Source organism: Sphingobacterium chungjuense, from assembly GCF_011316935.1.
In the GTDB taxonomy this organism is placed as follows: Bacteria; Bacteroidota; Bacteroidia; order Sphingobacteriales; family Sphingobacteriaceae; genus Sphingobacterium; species Sphingobacterium chungjuense.
In genome coordinates, this window is the sequence record NZ_WLYS01000001.1 from 992,108 (window position 1) to 1,010,435 (window position 18,328).

Sequence of the window (18,328 nt, forward strand, 5' to 3'; positions counted from 1 at the left end):
ACAGCGAATACTGCGGAAAAGTTTTTGAAAACAGCAAAATATCTAAGTGCCCAGAACAATCGGGCGAATTAATCTTATGTGAAAACTAATTTGTTGGCCCATGCAATCTCTTCTTCGTTGATCGAATGTCCGAAATTATCGTAAACTTTAACCGTTACATCAGCATTCATTTCTGTTAAAATGCTAGCGGAAGCATGCACTCGCTCTACAGGAACGTGCATATCTGGGTTACTTGTTCCGATGAATATCGGTGTTTGTGCAAAGTCACCTTTGTAATTACTGCGATCTATCTTATCGCCGATCACACCACCAATAATCGCTACAGCTCCACCATATCGGTGCCCATTTCTGGCCAGAAATTCCAAGGTCAAACAAGCGCCCTGCGAAAAGCCGAAAAAATAAATGTTTTCCCCATTTATTCCATTATCCAAAGCTGTTTGTACTGTGTGAGCCACAATCTCCAGTGCCGAGCTCAACCATGGTTCGTTTTGATCGACAGGAGCAATAAACGAGTACGGATACCAAGTGTGATTCGTAGCCTTTGGTGCCAATAAAGCAAAGTCCGCCACATTCAAATGCTGTGACAGATTCAATACATCTTGTGCTGAGCCGCCCCGACCGTGCAGCATGATCAACGCTTTCTCCGCATTTCCCAATGGCACGCCGGCAGTCGTGATCTCTAAATTATGTGTCATTTAAATCTTATCGTTTATACCAAACATCGGCAAATTCTTCGGGACGTTTTTTAAATTGTCCATTTACAAAAGGGCAGATCGGAATGATCTTTAAACTGTTTTCTCGAGCAAAGGATACCAGTTTCTCGAGCAGCAATTTAGCAAAACCTTTGCCAGCGTACTCATCGCGCACCTCGGTATGAAAAATGCGTAACAAATCTCTGGATATAGCGATGTCCATCTTACCTGCTTTTTTGTCGTTGGAGAATAACTGTATTTCTCCGCCGTTTTTTTCGTCTAATACTACTTCAGTTCTTTCCATAATGATGTTTATAATTTTGGTAAATTTTCCTCAATATCGCTTCTGATTCCTTCGTACTGTTTCGGTAATTTGAGATCAAGACCTAATTCAGCTAATGCTTCATCTTTGGTGAATCCAGGATTGTCGGTCGCCAATTCAAAAAGCACACCTCCTGGTTCACGGAAATATAGGGAATAAAAATAATCGCGGTCGATTTTCGGTGTTATTTGTAAACCTGCAAATAGTACTTTTTCACGAAAGTCCATCAAAATATTATCGTCTTTTACACGAAACGCAATATGATGATTCGTTCCAGCTGCACCTCGTCCGTAAGGAATCGTTTCGTCGGCAATGATATCCACGATATTAGCTGTTTCTATGGCATCGGTAGATAATCGAAAGCGATTTCCGTCTTGCGTTTCGGTGCGATATCCTAAAATGTCTGTGAGGACTTTGATCGTTGGATCGGCATTTTTTAGCGTCAAGGTAACGTTGTGAAAACCTTTCAAACCGTTTTCAGAGGAAATTTCATCCGTTATCCATGTGGTACGATTGTCTATAGTTTTTGGTGCAATGAATTGCAATTGCAAACCGTCTGGGTCTTGGAAGGCCAGTGTTTTTTCACCGAATATTTCTGTTTCCTCGAATGATACATCGTTCGCTGTTAATCTATTTTTCCAAAAATTATAAGCTTCGGGATTAATCGCATAGCCAATATGTGTGGCTTGTCCTGCTCCGTTTATACCTTTTCCAATGCCTTCCCAAGGGAAGAATGTGAGTATGGTGCCCGGCGCTCCTGTTTCATTCCCAAAATAGAAGTGATAGGTACCTGGATCATCAAAATTTACTGTTTTTTTGACCAAACGAACGCCCAGTACACGGGTGTAAAAGTCCAAGTTTCTTTTCGCTTGATTAGCTATTGCCGTAATATGATGCAGTCCTAATATCTTATTTTCCATGTCTTTTCCTTTGTTGTTTATACAAAGTTATGTGATTCATCCCTTTCGGAAATTGAACTGGATTAAGAAATATCTCAACACTTATGATTAAATATTAAGAAATAAAAAACAATATAATCGAAAAAAAGTGTTTTTGAAAATGCTTTTCTAACGGTTAAGTAGATTTTAGAAGTAGACAGGTCTTACGAGCGCAAAAGTTTTACGGCCGCAAATGCCTTATTATAGCTTTGAACTTCATAATGTTTACCGAATCTAGGTCATTCTCTGGATTTTCGATATACTGCTTCATAGCTTCGATGTAGCTTTTACGAAACTCATCTGTTTCTGGGCTGAAATCATACTTTGTTTTCTCCTTCTCCACGGCCTTCAAGTTGTCGTTACTAATACGACGCTTGCCGTACTCCGATTCGTCTGACATGATCACAATATTTTTTTCGTAGCCTGGAATATACCGAACGACAAATTCCTGATTCTGCACTGGGATCAGGATGCTGTTACGGATCGGGTAAATGGACACATTACTGGTCGTAAACTGACTTTCTACCGCTTTGCCTTCGGCCGTTTTCATCACGACGCCGTATTCCCAGATGTACTGCTCATTCATCATCGAACTGGTTTGTTCTGCCGAGGTAATAATGGCGGTCGCATCAGTGCCAAACTTCGCTAGAAACCACGCATTCAAGATATTTCCTGCAAAAAAGTTGACCATCGATAGGATAAAGGTGAATACCATAATGCTGATCTTGAATCTCCAGATCACGAGCAGAAAACCAATAAGATTGATCACTAGAATAGCGATCACAGAATGTTGGGCGAGAAAATATAATAAAGCGGACAGTATTTGCATACGGTAAATTAGTTATATTTAATGATATTACTCGCTTTGAAGAATTTATAGTTTATGCGTCTGTTATTGATTGGTTTTGTTTTTCTGTTGTGTTTTGGTCAATTATTTTCACAGGAAAACAATATGCCCGCAACTATCATGAGAGCGGAAGAAACGAAATCGCTATTGAATGATTCCATCTGCCGATCGTTGGGTATTACCTATCCTATTCTTCGGGTGTATAAATATACTGATGTAACGGGGGCGAATTATTCGGTCATGACCGAAAGCAATGATCGGATCATTACGGATGGCGACACATTGAACACACAGATTAAAGTGCTACATCTTTTGGAAGAAGCTGGTCAGCTGCGAAAGCTATGGGAGGTGAACGATCAAATCCAAGGGGAAGAGTCTTCTATTCGACTTTGGACCAAGTTTGTTGATTTTGTCGATCGTGATGTAGATGGTCTGGTAGAACCTATCTTGGTTTATGGTACATCGGCACTAAATGGTTACGAAGATGGCCGAATCAAGATTCTGATCTACTGTAAAGGACAAAAAGTAGTGATACGACACCAAAATGGAACCCTAGATTTCGAAAGAGTGACGACGCTCGATCGCGCATTTTATCAATTGCCGATGACTATACAAGATGCTGTCAGAGAGAAGATCGTGCTGATGGAGGAAAATAACTTAGCGATTTTCCCATACGGTTGGCAAGACGCTATGAAACAGAAGAAATTGAAGTGGAAAGAATAAAATCTATGAAAACGATGTCTTTAGATTTACAACCAACATTAGAAAATGATTTGGTCCTATTGCGACCACTGGCAGAAAGAGATTTCGAGGATTTATACGCTACGGCGAGCGATCCGGCGATCTGGGCAGGCCATCCCAACAAGAACCGATGGCAGAGAGAGGTTTTTCTGAATTTCTTTGAAGGAGCGATGAAGAGTGGTAGTGCATTTCTAATCATAGAAAAGCAGACCGGTAAGATTATCGGGAGCACGCGCTATTACGATTATGATGCCGAAAATAAAAGCATATTCGTCGGATATACTTTTTATGCGACAGCTTATTGGGGAAAGGGAATAAATCCTATCGTAAAAAGGATGATGCTGGATTATATATTTCCATTTGTAGATACCGTACGATTTCATGTGGGTGCCGATAATCTACGTTCTCAAATCGCCGTGACGAGGCTCGGCGCCACAAAAGTAGCCGAACTGGAAATGTCGTATTATGGCGAACCTTCGCGCTTCAATTATCTGTATGAACTTCGTAAAAGTGAGTATGTAAAGGCACAACCTTGACCTTATTTCCCTAATTCTTCGGCATCACCTTGTAGGTCGGGTCTTCCATGATGTTGACTTCCACGATGCCCGCTGCATTAGAAAGCAAATGAACGCTATCTGCGCTAAGCGACCGTAGATGAACTTTCTTGCCGAGCTTGGCGTATCGTGCGGTGATTTTGTGCAGCGCGTCTATGGCGGACATATCCACCACGCGGCTTTCCTTAAAGTCGATGACGATACGATCCGGATCTTCGTGGACATCAAACTTTTCTAAAAAAGCAGTCGTAGAACCGAAGAATAGCGGCCCGTAAATGTCATAATGTTTGATTCCGGCATCATCCATATATTTTCGTGCGCGGATGCGTTTGGCATTGTCCCAAGCGAAAACTAGCGCGGAGATGACCACACCAATGAGTACGGCCAAAGCCAGGTTATGCAATAAAACTGTAATGATAGCTACGAGAATACCGACGAAGATGTCGGATTTTGGGAATTTATTGATAATGCGAAAGCTAAGCCATTCGAAGGTCGAAATCGCCACCATCATCATCACACCAACCAGTGCCGCCATCGGAATCATTTCGATCACCGGGCTACCCACTAGGATAACGAACAAAATAGTAATTGCTGCGATGAAGGAAGAAATATAGGTTTTTGCTCCTGCATTGAGATTGACCAAAGTTTGTGCGACCATGGCGCAACCGCCCATTCCACCAAAAAATCCATTGACCACATTGGCCGTTCCCTGAGCCATGGATTCCCGATTTGCTTTTCCCTTGGTACCGGTAATTTCGTCAACCATATTCAGGGTTAGGAGCGACTCAATCAATCCGACGCCGGCCATTACCAGTGCATAAGGAAAGATGAGCTGTAGCGTATCCAACGTAAATGGAATTTGTGGAATATGAAAGCTTGGCAGAGAGCCGCTGACCGAAGCAATATCAATCACTTTTTTGGTGTCTATTCCGAAATAGGTAACTAAACCAAAAACTACTAATATTGCGACAAGCGATGCCGGAACAGCTTTCGTCAGTTTTGGCAATCCAATCACAATGGCGATGGTCAACAATGTCAATCCAAGCATGGTATACAAGGGTGTGCCGCTCATCCATTCGCCAGAATTGCCGGAGATTTTGAATTGCTCCACCTGTGATAAAAAGATAATAATGGCTAATCCGTTGAGAAAGCCATACATCACGGGTTGTGGAATCAACCGTACGAATTTCCCTAATTTAAAAAGTCCGACTGCGAATTGTAATAATCCCGCCAAAACAACGGCGGCAAAAAGATATTCCACGCCGTGGGTAGAAGCCAATGCAATTAAGGTGACAACGGTAGCTCCGGCTCCGCCGGAAACCATGGCTGGCCTGCCGCCTAAGACAGCGGTGACCAATCCCATCAGGAATGCGGCGTACAAACCAGTCAATGGCGAAAGCCCGGCCAAAATCGCGAAAGAGAGCGATTCAGGGATCATCGTCATGGCCACCGTGAGGCCAGCTAAGGTTTCATTTTTAAAATCGATATTCCGAAAGGAAGGGATACGCATCGTAATGGCCATGGCGCAATGCTAATAAAATGTTGTGATAAGGTTCTGATGCGATGTTATGGGAATGAAAACGCAAAATCAGCGCGGAATACTAAGTTGACTATAGTATTATGCTACGCTGATTTTTGCTAGAATTTTATTTCGCTAAAGCTGCTTTTACTTTCGGTATAATCTGCGTACCATAGATTTCAATAGACTTCATCATCTGTGCGTGATCCGGGCTTCCGACATCCATGTGCGCAGCAAAGCGGGTAAGGCCAAAAGATTCTTGAATTTCTAATATTTTGTCAATCATCTCATTGGCTTCGCCCACCAGAAGATGACCATGTTTGGCGCGGCCAAAATCATATTGCGAGCGTTGGTACGGCGGCCAACCGCGCGATGCGCCTACGCGATTCATCTGTGCTGCATAAAATGGATAATACCATTCTGCAATCGCCTTGGAATTTTCGCCGAAGAAAGCATGCATGTGCACGCCGACTTGAAAATTGGCCATATCGTGGCCACTGTCAGTATACGCTTGTTGATATACTTCAAACAAGGATTGAAAACTCGCATACGTGCCGCCAATAATCGCAAACATCACCGGTAAACCCAATTTGCCTGCGCGAATGACAGATTCTGTCGTGCCACCGACAGCCACCCAAATAGGCAGCTTTTTGACTGCACGAGGGTAAATCTCTTGATTGATCAACGAAGCACGATGCTTACCCGTCCAGTTTACCGTCTCATTGTTATTAATCTGTAAGAGCAGGTTGAGCTTCTCTGTGAATAGCGAGCTGTAATCTTTCAAGTCGTAACCGTATAATGGGAAGGATTCGATAAATGATCCGCGTCCGGCCATCAGTTCGGCACGTCCGTTGGACAATAAATCGACTGTCGCAAAATCCTGATATAATTTGACTGGATCACTAGAACTGATGACCGAAACGGCACTACCTAACTTGATCCGTTTGGTGACGGTAGATGCCGCCGCCAAAATGATTTCGGGCGAAGCTACTGCGTAGTCCGGGCGATGGTGCTCGCCCATACCGAAGAAATCCAATCCGACTTCGTCCATCAATTTGATCTCTTCGATAATTTCGTGTAATCGTTGTTGCGGTGCCTGTATTGCCCCCGTATTTTGATCTATTTGAAGATCGCCAAACATGCCAATGCCTAATTCCATGCGTCGTCTTATTTATAAATGCCTACTAACCGTGTATTTGTTCTTTTGTGCCGTAGCTCTGAATTAACTCCCCTTCGAATGCGAGCCATTCTTGCCAACGTTTATCGACATCCGTGCCTTCGGTGTATTTCCGTGCGAAGTTGAGGAACGTGGTATAATGATTGGCTTCGGAAACCATCAGGTCATGATAAAATTTGGCCAATTTCTCGTCTTGTAGATTCTTAGACAAGACACGGAAACGTTCGCAGCTGCGGGCTTCGATCATGGCCGCAAAAAGCAAGCGATCAATAAAGGCTTGATTTCTGGATCCATCCTTTTTAGAAAACTTCATCAAACGACCCACGTAATCATCTTTCCGTTCGCGGCCTAGTGTGTAGCCACGTTCTTTGATGATGTCGATCACCATCTGAAAGTGTTCCATCTCTTCGATTGCGATTGCGGTAAGCTCGTGTACGAGATCCTCGTATTCGCAGTTTTGCGTGATAAGTGAGATAGCATTTGAAGCTGCTTTTTGCTCACACCACGCGTGATCTGTCAATATTTCTTCGAGATTAGACTCCGCCACGTTGGCCCAGCGTGGATCTGTCAGTAATTTTAATCCTAACATTGCTCTGTTCGTTTGTACAAAATTACGAAAATTAAAAACACGCCGTTTAAATATCCTAACTTGCGCGATGCAGCGTACCAAGCTATTTGTGATTGGCCAAGTATGGCCAGAACCGACCTCTTCTGCCGCCGGATGGCGGATGTTGCAACTATTGGGTTTATTTCTAAAGCAGTACGATGAAGTGCACTTTGCTTCTGCTGCCGCATTATCTCCGCATAGTCATCCTTTGGAGGAAATGGGAATCGCATGTCATTCCGTTTTGCTTAATGATAGCTCGTTCGATGCTTTGCTGCGGGAGTTGAATCCCGATGTTGTCCTATTTGACCGATTTATGATCGAAGAGCAATATGGTTGGCGCGTGGCCGAGAATTGTCCGCAGGCAGTTCGCATCTTAGATACTGAAGATTTGCATTTCCTGCGTTTGGCACGCCAGGAAGCCTATCGCCAGCAGATCTCCTGGTCTGATGAGTTGTTGTATTCGCCTACGGCGATGAGAGAATTAGCGGCCATTTATCGCTGTGATCTATCTCTGATTATTTCGCGTAGCGAATACGAGTTGTTGGTCGACCAATTCCGAGTCCACGAATCCTTATTGTATTATCTCCCTTTCTTTGCAGAAAAAAAGAGCGAAGCAGATAGCGCTTTGCTGCCAACTTTCGAAGAACGCAAACACCTCATTTTTATAGGAAACTTTTTGCACGAACCCAATTGGAAGACGGTAGAAGTGCTCAAAAAGACCTATTGGCCAAAAATCCGTCAAACATTGCCGGAGGCCGAATTACATATTTACGGAGCGTATGCTTCGCAAAAAGTCGAACAACTGCATCGGCCACCAGAAGGTTTTTTGATTAAAGGTCGTGCGGAAAATGCACGGCTGACGATGCAATCGTATCGTCTGTTGTTGGCGCCGATTCCATTTGGTGCCGGACAGAAAGGCAAGTTTGTCGATGCCATGATCACCGGCACGCCATCTATCACTTCTAAAGTTGGTGCAGAAGGTATGAATCCAGAAATCTGGCCCGGAGCAGTAACGGATTCATCGGAAAACTTTGTTTCCGAAACGATGAAATTGTATACGAATGAGGGGTATTGGTTGGAGAAGCAAGCGCTGATCCCAATGGCTTTAAGTAATGTGATGGCCGACAATGAGACGCAAATGCTTTTCGTACAACGAATTGGAAACCTGTCTGAAAATATTGCTCTTCATCGAAATCAAAATATTATCGGTCGCATCTTGGCCCAAGAGCAGTATGCAGCCAAGAAATATATGTCACGCTGGATAGAGGCTAAGAATATTTCTAGCAAGTAATAGTTTATCAAACCAAGCGACATTCCATGTGTTTAATAGTATATTTGTGACCACAGAAATAACATATTCGCACTATTATGATACAACGTATACAATCTGTTTGGCTCTTGCTTTCAAGTCTAGTTTTGGCTACCTTATTTCTATTTCCTTATGTCAGTTATATTGACTTGGTGGGTTTGGGAAAGCAAATTTATGTTTCTGGAATATACACATCAATTAACAACGAGAGTGTAAAACAAGAGAGTTTTATCCTACAAAGTATTGCGGCGGTATTTATCATTATAATGCCTGTTGTACTCATTTTTCTATATAAAGATCGGAAGCGTCAAGTCAAATTCATCTATCTGCAACTAGTACTTGTTGCGTTATTTGCGGTGTGGATGTATGCCAGCGCTAATAATGTGCTTTCGGGCAATAATCAATATCTCAGCGCTAGCAACATTGGAATAGGCTTCTTTTTGTTGCCTGTATCCATTATTTTTTTATCCATGGCTTTGGGAGCTATTCGCGGCGATGAAAAACTAATTAAGTCGGCCGACCGTCTTCGTTAACCTTATCAAAGACATTTACTACCTTTTATTTATGCTCAAAAAATTAGTCCTTTTCCTAGTTTTTAGCTTGCCATTTTTGCTGGCAGCTCAGGAAGATACTACGGTATTGTTATTAGACGATTTGCAGTTTGATGTCCAATCTGTGAAGGTGAAAAAAGATACCGCCATTGTCGATCTGTTTGTGATCTCTTCACTACGTCAGCAGCGAGAATTCAAAATGAATACCTATGCTTCTACACTATTAGATCAAAAAGATAACGATATCCTGTATACGCAGATACAGATGGGGAGAGTACGCATTCATATCAATGATCGGCAAAATTACCTGAACCATATCTTATCAATGGATGTGCCTGTTTCTTTGCAATTCAAAGTGGCGGGGTGGAAAAAAGAAAACGGCCTTCCACAGGCCGTTAAGATTGTTTTTGAAGATAGTAGAGAATCTGGTCGCTTTAGGCAAATCACAGTTCGACTATAGTAATTGCTGAAATCGGGATTATCTGGAGTAGCGGAATTGTTGTTTGTCCATCATCGTCATCTGCGATTTCATCATTTTTATCTGCTCATCGAGCAATTTGTTTTTGTCGGCTCTTTTTGCTTCCGAAAGCAATTTCTCAGCCCCACGCTTATCGCGTTTAGCCATCGCTATGCCGGCCAAACTCAACTTAGCAAGCGCTACGTTGTGATCCATATGTAATCCCAAAGAAAGCGCTTTCTTAAAGAACTTTTCTGCTTGTAATGGTGCTTTCTGCGATTCGATCAATCCCAATAACATGTGGTAATAACCATGTTGAGCGGGTACTAATTCTTTCTCGAAGTTTTTGATTTTTTTAAGCCAAAGCTCTGCTTTAGGCATGTTTTCTTTGCGGAGATGCCATTGCGCAAGCAACATTTTTTCGTTGAAAAATACGGTTACCCAAGTCAAAATCGTTACTAAAACAGCTAATATTCCCCAGCCCCACATCCCAAACCAGAACAAGGTAGCGGTGCCAATGACAAATAGACTGGCTATGATAATGCGTATTAAATTCGACATATAATTTCTTAATTTCTTTTTTATGCAAATATCCGATAATTAATAGAGGTATCCAATTGTATGCCACAATTAAACGAAAATTGTACATTTGAATATGTCCAAAAGATACCATGAAAGTTGGGATTCCGTATTTCAACCCTTGTTTGAGCAGCCAATGATGCGCACCTTGTCGCAATTTGTACAGCAAGAGAGACAAAAAGCTAGTGTTTTTCCTCCAGAAAGCTTGGTGTTCAATGCTTTTCGGTTGACGCCATTGCCCGAAGTCAAAGTCGTCATCCTAGGGCAAGATCCTTACCATAATATCGGGCAAGCACATGGTTTGTCTTTTTCGGTGCCTGTTGGCGTTGCCATTCCGCCTTCATTAAAGAATATTTACACAGAGTTGGTAGATGATATTCCAGGTTTTAAATATCCGCAAAGCGGAGATTTGACCAAATGGGCTGCACAAGGTGTTTTGTTACTTAATGCCACATTGACGGTACGTGCACACGAAGCTGCCTCGCATCAAAAGAAAGGTTGGGAGCAGTTTACTGATTCGGTTATCCAATCCATTTCTCAGCAACGTACTGGGGTGGTTTTTATTTTGTGGGGTAGTTATGCGATCAAGAAGTCGGCGCTTATTGATCAAACAAAGCATCTGATATTGACATCGGTACATCCTTCGCCATTATCCGTCTATCGTGGTTTTTTTGGTTCTAAACCATTCTCAAAGACCAATGCCTATCTTGCGCGGCAGGGGAAGCAGCCTATTGATTGGCAGGTATAATAAAGAATAAGTTAAGCGTACAACTCTTTGACGATTTCGAACTTGAAATCTTCTATTTCTAGCTGCTTGATATGGTTGATGCGTATTTTGACATCATTCTGCTCAATATGCGTAAACAGCAAATGGCTGTCGTAAACCACGCGCCAAGGCTCATCTGCTTGGATCGCTAAGCTGGATTCACCTTGTACCACATATTCTAACTCGCCCTGAGTTGTAAACCGCTTGATGATAAATTGTCGATCATGTTCTAATCGCGTTACTGAGTACCACGCACCATCACCCACACCACCAAGGTACGTAGCGTCTTTGGGAATCGTGATCGGTTTGGATCTAAAATCTACCGCACCAATAATCTGATCGTTGGGCAATAGATCCGATTTCTTTTGAGAAACATTGTCTCCTAGTTGCTTCATCAAAAACCAAAACGATTTCCAGCGATTCATGTGGAAATATTGTAGGCCGTCAGTCGGGCAAAACGAGTATATCATCCGATTGTTGACCGCATTCACCACATTGCTAATCGGACTTGCTTTGATAGTTTCCGGCAGATTGATGCCATGCCAATAATGATATTTTTCGGATGATTTCATCAACATTCGGGTGATGAATCGAGAGCAGTTATTGTTGTGGCGAGCTACTGCACCATATGGATAAGTTCCTTTTTCTACCCAAGAATCACCAAAAAGCTTCGCGGAAGTATAATTAATATGCTCAGCAATTGAAAAATACAGATGTCCTTCACCATACATGGCGCTTTTCAAGGTTTCGAAGTGATGTACGATTTCTTCGAGATTACTGATCTGACCGTTGTCTATCTGCGCCTTGAGGTCAATCGCCAATCTAGGATCAGATTCTTGAGAGCGTGCACGACCGTATCCGCGGGGAGATATGTAGCGGCCAAAATCGTAAAAACGCATATTGCCCGTAGCTCTTTCTACCAAGACTATTCCGGTATGACCTACCTTAAAGTTTAAGTTTTTGACTAATCCAATTTTCTTAAAAAACATCATCCACTTTTCGTCGCCACGAATCGTAGCATCGGGCCAGGTGAGTATGATGGCAAGATCGTCAAATGTATGCATACAGTTCTTCGGCTTAATATTGTAAGGGAACGATGGGTTGCTTTTTACTGGTAGACATGATTACCATAGTCTGAAATGTTTTCACGTATGGGATCTTGGTGATTTTCTCCATGATGACACCCTCATAGGCCTTGATATCGCGTACATATACTTTCAATATGAAGTCGCAATTGCCCGTTACATGATGGCACTCCGTAACCTCTGGTATTTGTAATACGGCGTCTACAAATTTTGGGATAGCATCCTGCGTGTGAAAATCGAGTGAAATTTGAATAAATGATTTGATGCCCAAACCCAACTTTTCTTCATCTACAAAAGCATGATAGCTCTTAATAAAACCAGAATTTTCCAACTTACGGACACGCTCTAGCGTAGGTGCAGGAGAAAGACCAATACTCGTTGCGAGCTGTAAATTGGTAATGCGCCCATTCTCTTGCAACAATTTTAATATTTTAAGATCCGTCTTATCAGGCTGGTAAGGCATTGCAATAAAATTTTGTGAAATGTAAATATACAATATTTTATTTGCCGCCGCACTTTCACACTAAGTAAACGTAGTGCAATATTTTGATTTGTCGCTTATCCGCTCCTGTGACTAGTGATTATACCTCATTCGTCAACCTAATTGATCTATAAGGCTTTATCTTGTCGTTTTATGGAAATTTCGCAACATAATGAATCAGTTACTTTTTGATAATATCTCCACAATTGCGTCGCGCGGATAGTGTGTTATTCCTATTAAAATGCTAAATTTGCAAATTGAAAATAGGGCAACTTGGCGTTGCTTCAAAAGGTGAAAGAGATATGAGTACCAAAGACGACGAATTACTGAAAGAGCTTGAGCACGAGGAGTATAAATATGGGTTTACGACCGATATTGATATGGAGATCGCGCCAAAAGGTCTTAACGAAGATACTGTACGCTTAATTTCTGCGAAGAAAAATGAGCCAGAATGGCTATTGGAATGGCGTTTGAAAGCATTTCGCCATTTTCAAACATTGGAAATGCCGACCTGGCAAAATTTTGATAATCCCGATGTGGACCTTCAAGATCTTTCATACTATGCGGCACCGAAGCCTAAGAAGCAGTTGAATAGTCTGGATGAAGTAGATCCAGAATTATTATCCACTTTCGCTAAATTGGGTATCCCGTTGGATGAGCAGAAAGTATTGGCAGGTGTCGTGGCAGTAGATGCGGTTTTTGACTCCGTGTCCGTAAAAACGACTTTTCGTGAGAAACTGAAAGAAAAAGGCGTCATCTTTTGTTCATTCGGCGAAGCCGTGCAAGAATATCCAGAATTAGTTAAGCAATATTTGGGTACGGTAGTGCCACAAACCGATAATATTTATGCGGCTTTGAACTCGGCGGTGTTTTCAGACGGTTCTTTCGTATACATTCCCAAAGGTGTACGTTGCCCAATGGAGCTTTCTACCTACTTCCGTATCAATGCGCAGAATACAGGTCAGTTTGAGCGTACGTTGATCGTAGCCGATGAAGGATCTTATGTATCATATTTAGAAGGTTGTACTGCGCCAATGCGTGATGAAAATCAATTGCACGCGGCTGTCGTAGAATTGATCGCCATGAAAGATGCGGAGATCAAATATTCGACCGTACAAAACTGGTATCCTGGTGATAAAGATGGTAAAGGTGGTATCTTGAACTTCGTGACCAAGCGTGGTATTTGTAAAGGTGATAACTCCAAAATCTCTTGGACGCAAGTAGAAACGGGATCAGCGATCACGTGGAAATATCCAGGTGTGATTTTGAAGGGTGACAATAGCGTCGGCGAATTCTACTCTGTGGCGATGACACGTAACCGTCAGGTGGCAGATACAGGAACCAAAATGATTCACTTGGGTAAAAATACCAAGTCGAAAATCATCTCTAAAGGTATCTCTGCTGGCTTGAGCCATAATAGTTATAGAGGTTTGGTGAAGATCGGGCCGAATGCGGATCAAGCACGTAACTTCACTCAATGTGATTCTTTGCTTATCGGAGATCGCTGTGGAGCGCATACGTTCCCATACATCGAGAGTAAAAATAAATCGGCCAAGTTGGAGCACGAAGCGACTACTTCCAAAATTGGAGAAGATCAAGTGTTTTACTTGAATCAGCGCGGCATTGATCCAGAGAAAGCAGTAGGGCTAATCGTGAACGGATATGCCAAGGAAGTATTAAACCAACTTCCGATGGAGTTTGCGGTAGAAGCGCAGAAATTGCTGGCGATATCGCTAGAAGGATCAGTAGGATAAGCACAAAAAGTAATACACTATTCCAGCGATAGCGCTACGCGCGTATGCTGGAAGAACAAATAATAAATAGCATGTTAAAGATTGAGAATTTGCACGCCTCAGTAGAGGATAAAAACATATTAAAGGGATTAAATCTAGAAGTGAAAGCGGGTGAAGTACACGCGATCATGGGGCCAAACGGCGCGGGTAAAAGTACGTTAGGAAATGTATTGGCTGGTCGTGAATCATACGACGTAACGGACGGTACAGCTTTGCTAGATGGCGTCGATTTATTGGATCTTTCGCCAGAAGATCGTGCTCGCGAAGGTTTGTTCTTAGCGTTTCAGTACCCAGTGGAGATTCCAGGTGTTTCCAACATCAACTTCTTGAAAACAGCTTTAAACGATATTCGTGAATACAAAGGCTTGCCGCCTTTGGAAGCGAAAGAATTTTTACAGTTGGTAAAGGATAAACAAAAATTAGTAGAGTTCTCCGCAAAATTGACCAATAGATCATTGAACGAAGGCTTCTCTGGTGGTGAGAAGAAACGCAATGAGATCTTCCAGTTGGCGATGCTAAATCCTAAATTGTCTATTTTGGACGAAACGGATTCAGGCTTGGATATCGATGCATTGCGTATTGTAGCGAATGGCGTGAACCAATTGCGTTCGGAAAACAATGCATTCGTCGTGATTACACACTACCAACGTTTGTTGGATTACATCGTGCCAGATTTCGTACACGTATTGTACAATGGTCGCATTGTAAAAACAGGGCCGAAAGAATTGGCGTTGGAATTGGAAGAAAAAGGATACGATTGGTTAAAAGAATTAGATACGCAGACCGCCTAATAAGGAAAAGAGAGGGAAGGTTATGAGTGTATTGACAACAAAAAATATGAGTACAATAACAGCAGAATCTCTGTTTCAACAATTGACAACGACTTACCATGATCTGGAGAAGATCGATGAACCGGCGGCATTAGCGGCTATTCGTCAGGAAGCGTTTGCAAAGTTTGAGCAGGCAGGGTTTCCTACGGTCAAAAATGAAGATTGGAAGTATACCAATATTCACAGTCTGGTACAAGCACCTTATGTGCTAAACAGCGATGTGGATGTGGCCAATCTTGATTTGAGCCAAGCAGATATTCCAGCATTAGATGCACACCGTTTGGTATTGGTCAATGGCCAGTATACAGTCGCTTTTTCGAGTTTAGAAGACGAAGAAGGCTTGGTGGTAAAACCAATTGAAGATGCGGCGAGCGATCCGCAGTTTACCCGTCATTTTGCGCAACATGCTGACAAAACGGACAATGCTTTAGTATATCTGAACACCGCCTTGTACACCGCAGGTGTGTTCATCGAAGTGAAGCGTAATGCTGTGGTGAACAAACCAATTCATTTGGTGCATGTAGCAACAGGTACAGAAGCATTTTTTGCGCAAACGAGAAATCTAATTGTAGCAGGTGCAAACGCAGAAGTAGAAATCATCGAGTCGTTCATTACGTTGGCAGGTACTGCAAAAAACCTACACAACAAGGTGACGGAGATCGTATTGGAAGAGAATGCGAAAATGCAGCATTATTACTTGCAGATCGCTGATACATCGAGCAACTACATCAACCATACAGAAGTATACCAGAATAAGCACAGCTTGTACAATAACTACAACTGTAATTTCCCAGGAGCTACTTTCGTACGTAATAATATCAATGTACGCTTGGATGATGAGCAAGTTGAATCTCATTTGTATGGTATCAATCTATTGGCCGACAAGCAATTGGTAGACAATCATACCATTGTAGATCACATGAAGCCACACTGTGAGTCGTATGAATGGTATAAAAACATACCTCAAGACAACTCTACAGCAGTGTTTAATGGAAAGATTTTCGTGCGGGAAGATGCGCAGAAAACGAATGCTTTCCAGCAGAATAACAATATGTTGGTCGGCGATAAATCTACGGTGTACACCAAACCGCAGTTAGAAATCTTCGCTGATGATGTAAAGTGTTCACACGGTTGTACAATGGGTCAGTTTGACGATCAAGCTTTGTTCTATCTGCGTGCCAGAGGAATCGGTGAAGAATCAGCACGTACCTTATTGGTACATGCATTCGCATTCGATGTGACTTCGCGTTTCTCTAACGAATCCGTTCGTGAATATGTGGAAGCTTTAGTGGCCAAAGGTTTGGAGCCACGCCAAAACTAGTATAATATAATAATTAATATAAAGCCAAAAGCGTCTGATGTTTCATCAGGCGCTTTTTTTATACCACTTCGCGCATGATCGGGGCTGACATCTCTGCCACGATGGCTGGTGCTGTCGATGGCAAATCTGCCAGATCGAAGATAGCCGAAGATTCATATCTAGTTGCGATAGATAAGCTAATATCTGCACAATGCGGAGCAAATGTCTCCAATACTTTTTCGACCGTATTATTCTGCCCAGAAAGGTGACCCAAAATCAAATGTTTGAGTCGATCAGTACGTTTTTCCAAAAATAAAGCCAGCGCCATGGTGTTGGAAATGTGTCCCATGCCACCGCGAATCCTATTTTTCAGATAGTAGCTATAACGCCCTTTTTGCAACATTTCCTCATCGTAATTGCTTTCTAGTAGCAATACATCCACATGTTGCACCACGTGCTTCACGTTATCACAGGCATGGCCAAGGTCGGTCAATATTCCGATATTACTTTTGCCATCAGACACGACAAAACTGCACGGCTCTTTTGCGTCGTGATATTTGGGAATACCAATGATCTCTAAGCCACCGATACGCACGCGTTCATTGGTTTTGATAATACGCAACAGATGCGCTGGTAAGCGTAATTTGCTGCCGTCTAAAGTGCCTTGTGTAATATAAATCGGTAAATCGTATTTTTTGGCAAATACCGACAATCCGCAAATATGATCGGTATGCTCATGTGTGATGAAAATAGCTTTAACCTGCGTCGGCAAAATGCCCAATTGGCCCATGCGTAGGTGCATGTGTTTGTTATTAATTCCGATATCGATAAGTACCGCGGTATCATCTTTAGCGACATAATAACAGTTACCATTACTTCCAGAAGCGATCGAGCAATATTTCATTGACAGCAAAAATAGAGAAAAATAAAAGGCCAATCAATGTGGTAAACACCGTATGGACGATTAATTGTTCCTCGTTTTGCCAAGCGCATACGCGATACCGCCAGCGATATGCTGCAGAAAGTCAGCGTCATCGTAGGCTTCTTTAGTATGCCCCAAAGCTGTATAGAAAGCGCGACCACCGTCGTAGGTATGATGCCAAGAGACGGGATGGTAGTCTCCCATCTTGCCGCCTTGGTAACTTTCTTCATCGATCGTCATCAACAGGTTGACGTCAGGATTTAATTCCTTGAAATCATACCATTCGTCTTTATGCTTCCAGATTTCTGGCAAATGATGTGTGGCTAGATGGCTGTGATCATGCACGTGAATATCCGCAGTTTGTACCTCTGGATGACTGGCGAAATAGCCGCCTACCATCTTGCCATACCACGGCCAATCGTATTCCGTATCGCTAGCGGCATGAATACCGACAAAACCATTTCCAGCTTGTATAAATCGTTCGAAGGAAGCTTGTTGTTCTGGGTCTAAAATGTCACCTGTGGTGCTTAGAAATACAATGGCTTTATATTTCTGGAGCTGATCGTCTGTGAAAACGCCTGCATCTTCTGTATGATACACGCCAAATCCATGCTCATGTCCGAGTTCCTGAATAGCTTCTGCACCTTTCTCAATGCTGTCATGTCGAAATCCCTTCGTTTTCGAAAAAACCAATACCTGTGGAAGATCTTGTGCTATACCGTGTAGCGTAGTACAAGCAAGCAATAGGGCTATTAAGAATACGTTTCTCATCATGTCAGTAGGTTATAGGCTAAAGGTATCGATAATTTCTCGGAAAGGTAAAATTCTCTATGTGAAATGCGGTTAGTAAGCTAAGTT

General features: G+C 42.5%; 21 protein-coding genes. 9 read left to right on the plus strand and 12 right to left on the minus strand.

The window, feature by feature from the left end; genetic code table 11:
- Positions 1 to 74 precede the first annotated feature (74 nt).
- From GKO22_RS04515 to GKO22_RS04530, 4 genes are all read right to left on the minus strand, one after another.
- The gene (locus tag GKO22_RS04515; protein WP_166332868.1) at positions 75 to 695 is read right to left on the minus strand and encodes an alpha/beta hydrolase; all 621 of its coding nucleotides are present in this window, start codon (positions 693 to 695) and stop codon (positions 75 to 77) included.
- 7 nt (positions 696 to 702) lie between these two features.
- A complete protein-coding gene (locus tag GKO22_RS04520; RefSeq protein ID WP_166332869.1) occupies positions 703 to 996 on the minus strand; it encodes a GNAT family N-acetyltransferase in 294 nt (97 codons plus the stop codon).
- Between the two features lie 8 nt (positions 997 to 1,004).
- A complete protein-coding gene (locus GKO22_RS04525) occupies positions 1,005 to 1,934 on the minus strand; it encodes a ring-cleaving dioxygenase (RefSeq protein WP_166332870.1) in 930 nt (309 codons plus the stop codon).
- A gap of 199 nt (positions 1,935 to 2,133) precedes the next feature.
- Positions 2,134 to 2,781, minus strand: a complete 648-nt coding sequence (locus GKO22_RS04530; protein WP_166332871.1) for a hypothetical protein — start codon at positions 2,779 to 2,781, stop codon at positions 2,134 to 2,136.
- Positions 2,782 to 2,835: 54 nt separating this feature from the next.
- Between GKO22_RS04530 and GKO22_RS04535 the strand changes: the two genes are divergently transcribed.
- Positions 2,836 to 3,522 (plus strand): M949_RS01915 family surface polysaccharide biosynthesis protein, encoded by a 687-nt coding sequence (locus GKO22_RS04535; protein ID WP_166332872.1) that lies wholly within the window; start codon positions 2,836 to 2,838, stop codon positions 3,520 to 3,522.
- Between the two features lie 5 nt (positions 3,523 to 3,527).
- Positions 3,528 to 4,076: a GNAT family N-acetyltransferase gene (locus GKO22_RS04540; RefSeq protein WP_240920104.1), complete on the plus strand. Its 549-nt coding sequence runs from the start codon at positions 3,528 to 3,530 to the stop codon at positions 4,074 to 4,076.
- A 10-nt stretch (positions 4,077 to 4,086) separates the two neighbouring features.
- On the opposite strand, the gene GKO22_RS04545 is transcribed toward GKO22_RS04540, so the two are convergent.
- The 3 genes from GKO22_RS04545 to miaE form a co-directional block, all read right to left on the minus strand.
- On the minus strand, positions 4,087 to 5,616 hold the full coding sequence (locus GKO22_RS04545) for a SulP family inorganic anion transporter (protein WP_166332873.1): 1,530 nt from the start codon (positions 5,614 to 5,616) through the stop codon (positions 4,087 to 4,089).
- Positions 5,617 to 5,740: 124 nt separating this feature from the next.
- Complete coding sequence (locus GKO22_RS04550; protein WP_166332874.1) at positions 5,741 to 6,772, minus strand: Atu2307/SP_0267 family LLM class monooxygenase; 1,032 nt, start codon at positions 6,770 to 6,772, stop codon at positions 5,741 to 5,743.
- A 25-nt stretch (positions 6,773 to 6,797) separates the two neighbouring features.
- On the minus strand, positions 6,798 to 7,379 hold the full coding sequence (miaE, locus tag GKO22_RS04555; protein ID WP_166332875.1) for a tRNA-(ms[2]io[6]A)-hydroxylase: 582 nt from the start codon (positions 7,377 to 7,379) through the stop codon (positions 6,798 to 6,800).
- A gap of 67 nt (positions 7,380 to 7,446) precedes the next feature.
- Between miaE and GKO22_RS04560 the strand changes: the two genes are divergently transcribed.
- From GKO22_RS04560 to GKO22_RS04570, 3 genes are all read left to right on the plus strand, one after another.
- Positions 7,447 to 8,688, plus strand: coding sequence for a glycosyltransferase (locus tag GKO22_RS04560; protein ID WP_166332876.1), 1,242 nt, complete (start codon positions 7,447 to 7,449; stop codon positions 8,686 to 8,688).
- A 77-nt stretch (positions 8,689 to 8,765) separates the two neighbouring features.
- On the plus strand, positions 8,766 to 9,239 hold the full coding sequence (locus GKO22_RS04565; RefSeq protein WP_166332877.1) for a DUF4293 domain-containing protein: 474 nt from the start codon (positions 8,766 to 8,768) through the stop codon (positions 9,237 to 9,239).
- 31 nt (positions 9,240 to 9,270) lie between these two features.
- A complete protein-coding gene (locus GKO22_RS04570; protein ID WP_166332878.1) occupies positions 9,271 to 9,717 on the plus strand; it encodes a hypothetical protein in 447 nt (148 codons plus the stop codon).
- A gap of 18 nt (positions 9,718 to 9,735) precedes the next feature.
- Here GKO22_RS04570 and GKO22_RS04575 read toward each other — a convergent pair whose 3' ends face one another.
- Positions 9,736 to 10,275 carry a tetratricopeptide repeat protein gene (locus tag GKO22_RS04575; RefSeq protein WP_116775531.1) on the minus strand — a complete coding sequence of 180 codons (540 nt, stop codon included), beginning with the start codon at positions 10,273 to 10,275 and terminating at the stop codon, positions 9,736 to 9,738.
- Positions 10,276 to 10,369: 94 nt separating this feature from the next.
- On the opposite strand from GKO22_RS04575, the gene ung reads away from it, so the two are divergent.
- A complete protein-coding gene (gene ung / locus GKO22_RS04580) occupies positions 10,370 to 11,041 on the plus strand; it encodes a uracil-DNA glycosylase (RefSeq protein ID WP_166332879.1) in 672 nt (223 codons plus the stop codon).
- 11 nt (positions 11,042 to 11,052) lie between these two features.
- On the opposite strand, the gene GKO22_RS04585 is transcribed toward ung, so the two are convergent.
- A complete protein-coding gene (locus GKO22_RS04585; protein WP_166332880.1) occupies positions 11,053 to 12,123 on the minus strand; it encodes a DUF6695 family protein in 1,071 nt (356 codons plus the stop codon).
- Between the two features lie 13 nt (positions 12,124 to 12,136).
- Positions 12,137 to 12,607: an Lrp/AsnC family transcriptional regulator gene (locus GKO22_RS04590; RefSeq protein WP_116775608.1), complete on the minus strand. Its 471-nt coding sequence runs from the start codon at positions 12,605 to 12,607 to the stop codon at positions 12,137 to 12,139.
- 320 nt (positions 12,608 to 12,927) lie between these two features.
- On the opposite strand from GKO22_RS04590, the gene sufB reads away from it, so the two are divergent.
- The 3 genes from sufB (at position 12,928) to sufD (ending at position 16,569) form a co-directional block, all read left to right on the plus strand.
- Entirely contained in the window at positions 12,928 to 14,379 is a 1,452-nt protein-coding gene (gene sufB, locus GKO22_RS04595; protein ID WP_166332958.1) for a Fe-S cluster assembly protein SufB, read from the plus strand.
- A 71-nt stretch (positions 14,380 to 14,450) separates the two neighbouring features.
- Entirely contained in the window at positions 14,451 to 15,209 is a 759-nt protein-coding gene (gene sufC / locus GKO22_RS04600) for a Fe-S cluster assembly ATPase SufC (protein ID WP_166332881.1), read from the plus strand.
- A gap of 46 nt (positions 15,210 to 15,255) precedes the next feature.
- Positions 15,256 to 16,569 (plus strand): Fe-S cluster assembly protein SufD, encoded by a 1,314-nt coding sequence (gene sufD, locus GKO22_RS04605; RefSeq protein WP_166332882.1) that lies wholly within the window; start codon positions 15,256 to 15,258, stop codon positions 16,567 to 16,569.
- 58 nt (positions 16,570 to 16,627) lie between these two features.
- On the opposite strand, the gene GKO22_RS04610 is transcribed toward sufD, so the two are convergent.
- Both GKO22_RS04610 and GKO22_RS04615 read right to left on the minus strand, forming a co-directional pair.
- Positions 16,628 to 17,452: an MBL fold metallo-hydrolase gene (locus GKO22_RS04610; protein WP_166332883.1), complete on the minus strand. Its 825-nt coding sequence runs from the start codon at positions 17,450 to 17,452 to the stop codon at positions 16,628 to 16,630.
- Between the two features lie 60 nt (positions 17,453 to 17,512).
- Entirely contained in the window at positions 17,513 to 18,244 is a 732-nt protein-coding gene (locus GKO22_RS04615; protein ID WP_166332884.1) for a ThuA domain-containing protein, read from the minus strand.
- Positions 18,245 to 18,328: the final 84 nt, after the last annotated feature.

Bases quoted from the DNA above. Each gene is read 5' to 3' on its own strand.
- sufD (WP_166332882.1), top strand. From the start codon at position 15,256: ATGAGTACAATAACAGCAGAATCTCTGTTTCAACAATTGACAACGACT.
- GKO22_RS04565 (WP_166332877.1), top strand. From the start codon at position 8,766: ATGATACAACGTATACAATCTGTTTGGCTCTTGCTTTCAAGTCTAGTT.
- sufB (WP_166332958.1), top strand. From the start codon at position 12,928: ATGAGTACCAAAGACGACGAATTACTGAAAGAGCTTGAGCACGAGGAG.
- GKO22_RS04535 (WP_166332872.1), top strand. From the start codon at position 2,836: ATGCGTCTGTTATTGATTGGTTTTGTTTTTCTGTTGTGTTTTGGTCAA.
- GKO22_RS04525 (WP_166332870.1), bottom strand. From the start codon at position 1,934: ATGGAAAATAAGATATTAGGACTGCATCATATTACGGCAATAGCTAAT.
- GKO22_RS04610 (WP_166332883.1), bottom strand. From the start codon at position 17,452: ATGAAATATTGCTCGATCGCTTCTGGAAGTAATGGTAACTGTTATTAT.
- GKO22_RS04560 (WP_166332876.1), top strand. From the start codon at position 7,447: ATGCAGCGTACCAAGCTATTTGTGATTGGCCAAGTATGGCCAGAACCG.
- GKO22_RS04615 (WP_166332884.1), bottom strand. From the start codon at position 18,244: ATGATGAGAAACGTATTCTTAATAGCCCTATTGCTTGCTTGTACTACG.
- sufC (WP_166332881.1), top strand. From the start codon at position 14,451: ATGTTAAAGATTGAGAATTTGCACGCCTCAGTAGAGGATAAAAACATA.
- GKO22_RS04570 (WP_166332878.1), top strand. From the start codon at position 9,271: ATGCTCAAAAAATTAGTCCTTTTCCTAGTTTTTAGCTTGCCATTTTTG.
- GKO22_RS04585 (WP_166332880.1), bottom strand. From the start codon at position 12,123: ATGCATACATTTGACGATCTTGCCATCATACTCACCTGGCCCGATGCT.
- GKO22_RS04545 (WP_166332873.1), bottom strand. From the start codon at position 5,616: ATGGCCATTACGATGCGTATCCCTTCCTTTCGGAATATCGATTTTAAA.
- GKO22_RS04520 (WP_166332869.1), bottom strand. From the start codon at position 996: ATGGAAAGAACTGAAGTAGTATTAGACGAAAAAAACGGCGGAGAAATA.
- ung (WP_166332879.1), top strand. From the start codon at position 10,370: ATGTCCAAAAGATACCATGAAAGTTGGGATTCCGTATTTCAACCCTTG.
- miaE (WP_166332875.1), bottom strand. From the start codon at position 7,379: ATGTTAGGATTAAAATTACTGACAGATCCACGCTGGGCCAACGTGGCG.
- GKO22_RS04550 (WP_166332874.1), bottom strand. From the start codon at position 6,772: ATGGAATTAGGCATTGGCATGTTTGGCGATCTTCAAATAGATCAAAAT.
- GKO22_RS04575 (WP_116775531.1), bottom strand. From the start codon at position 10,275: ATGTCGAATTTAATACGCATTATCATAGCCAGTCTATTTGTCATTGGC.
- GKO22_RS04530 (WP_166332871.1), bottom strand. From the start codon at position 2,781: ATGCAAATACTGTCCGCTTTATTATATTTTCTCGCCCAACATTCTGTG.
- GKO22_RS04540 (WP_240920104.1), top strand. From the start codon at position 3,528: ATGAAAACGATGTCTTTAGATTTACAACCAACATTAGAAAATGATTTG.
- GKO22_RS04590 (WP_116775608.1), bottom strand. From the start codon at position 12,607: ATGCCTTACCAGCCTGATAAGACGGATCTTAAAATATTAAAATTGTTG.
- GKO22_RS04515 (WP_166332868.1), bottom strand. From the start codon at position 695: ATGACACATAATTTAGAGATCACGACTGCCGGCGTGCCATTGGGAAAT.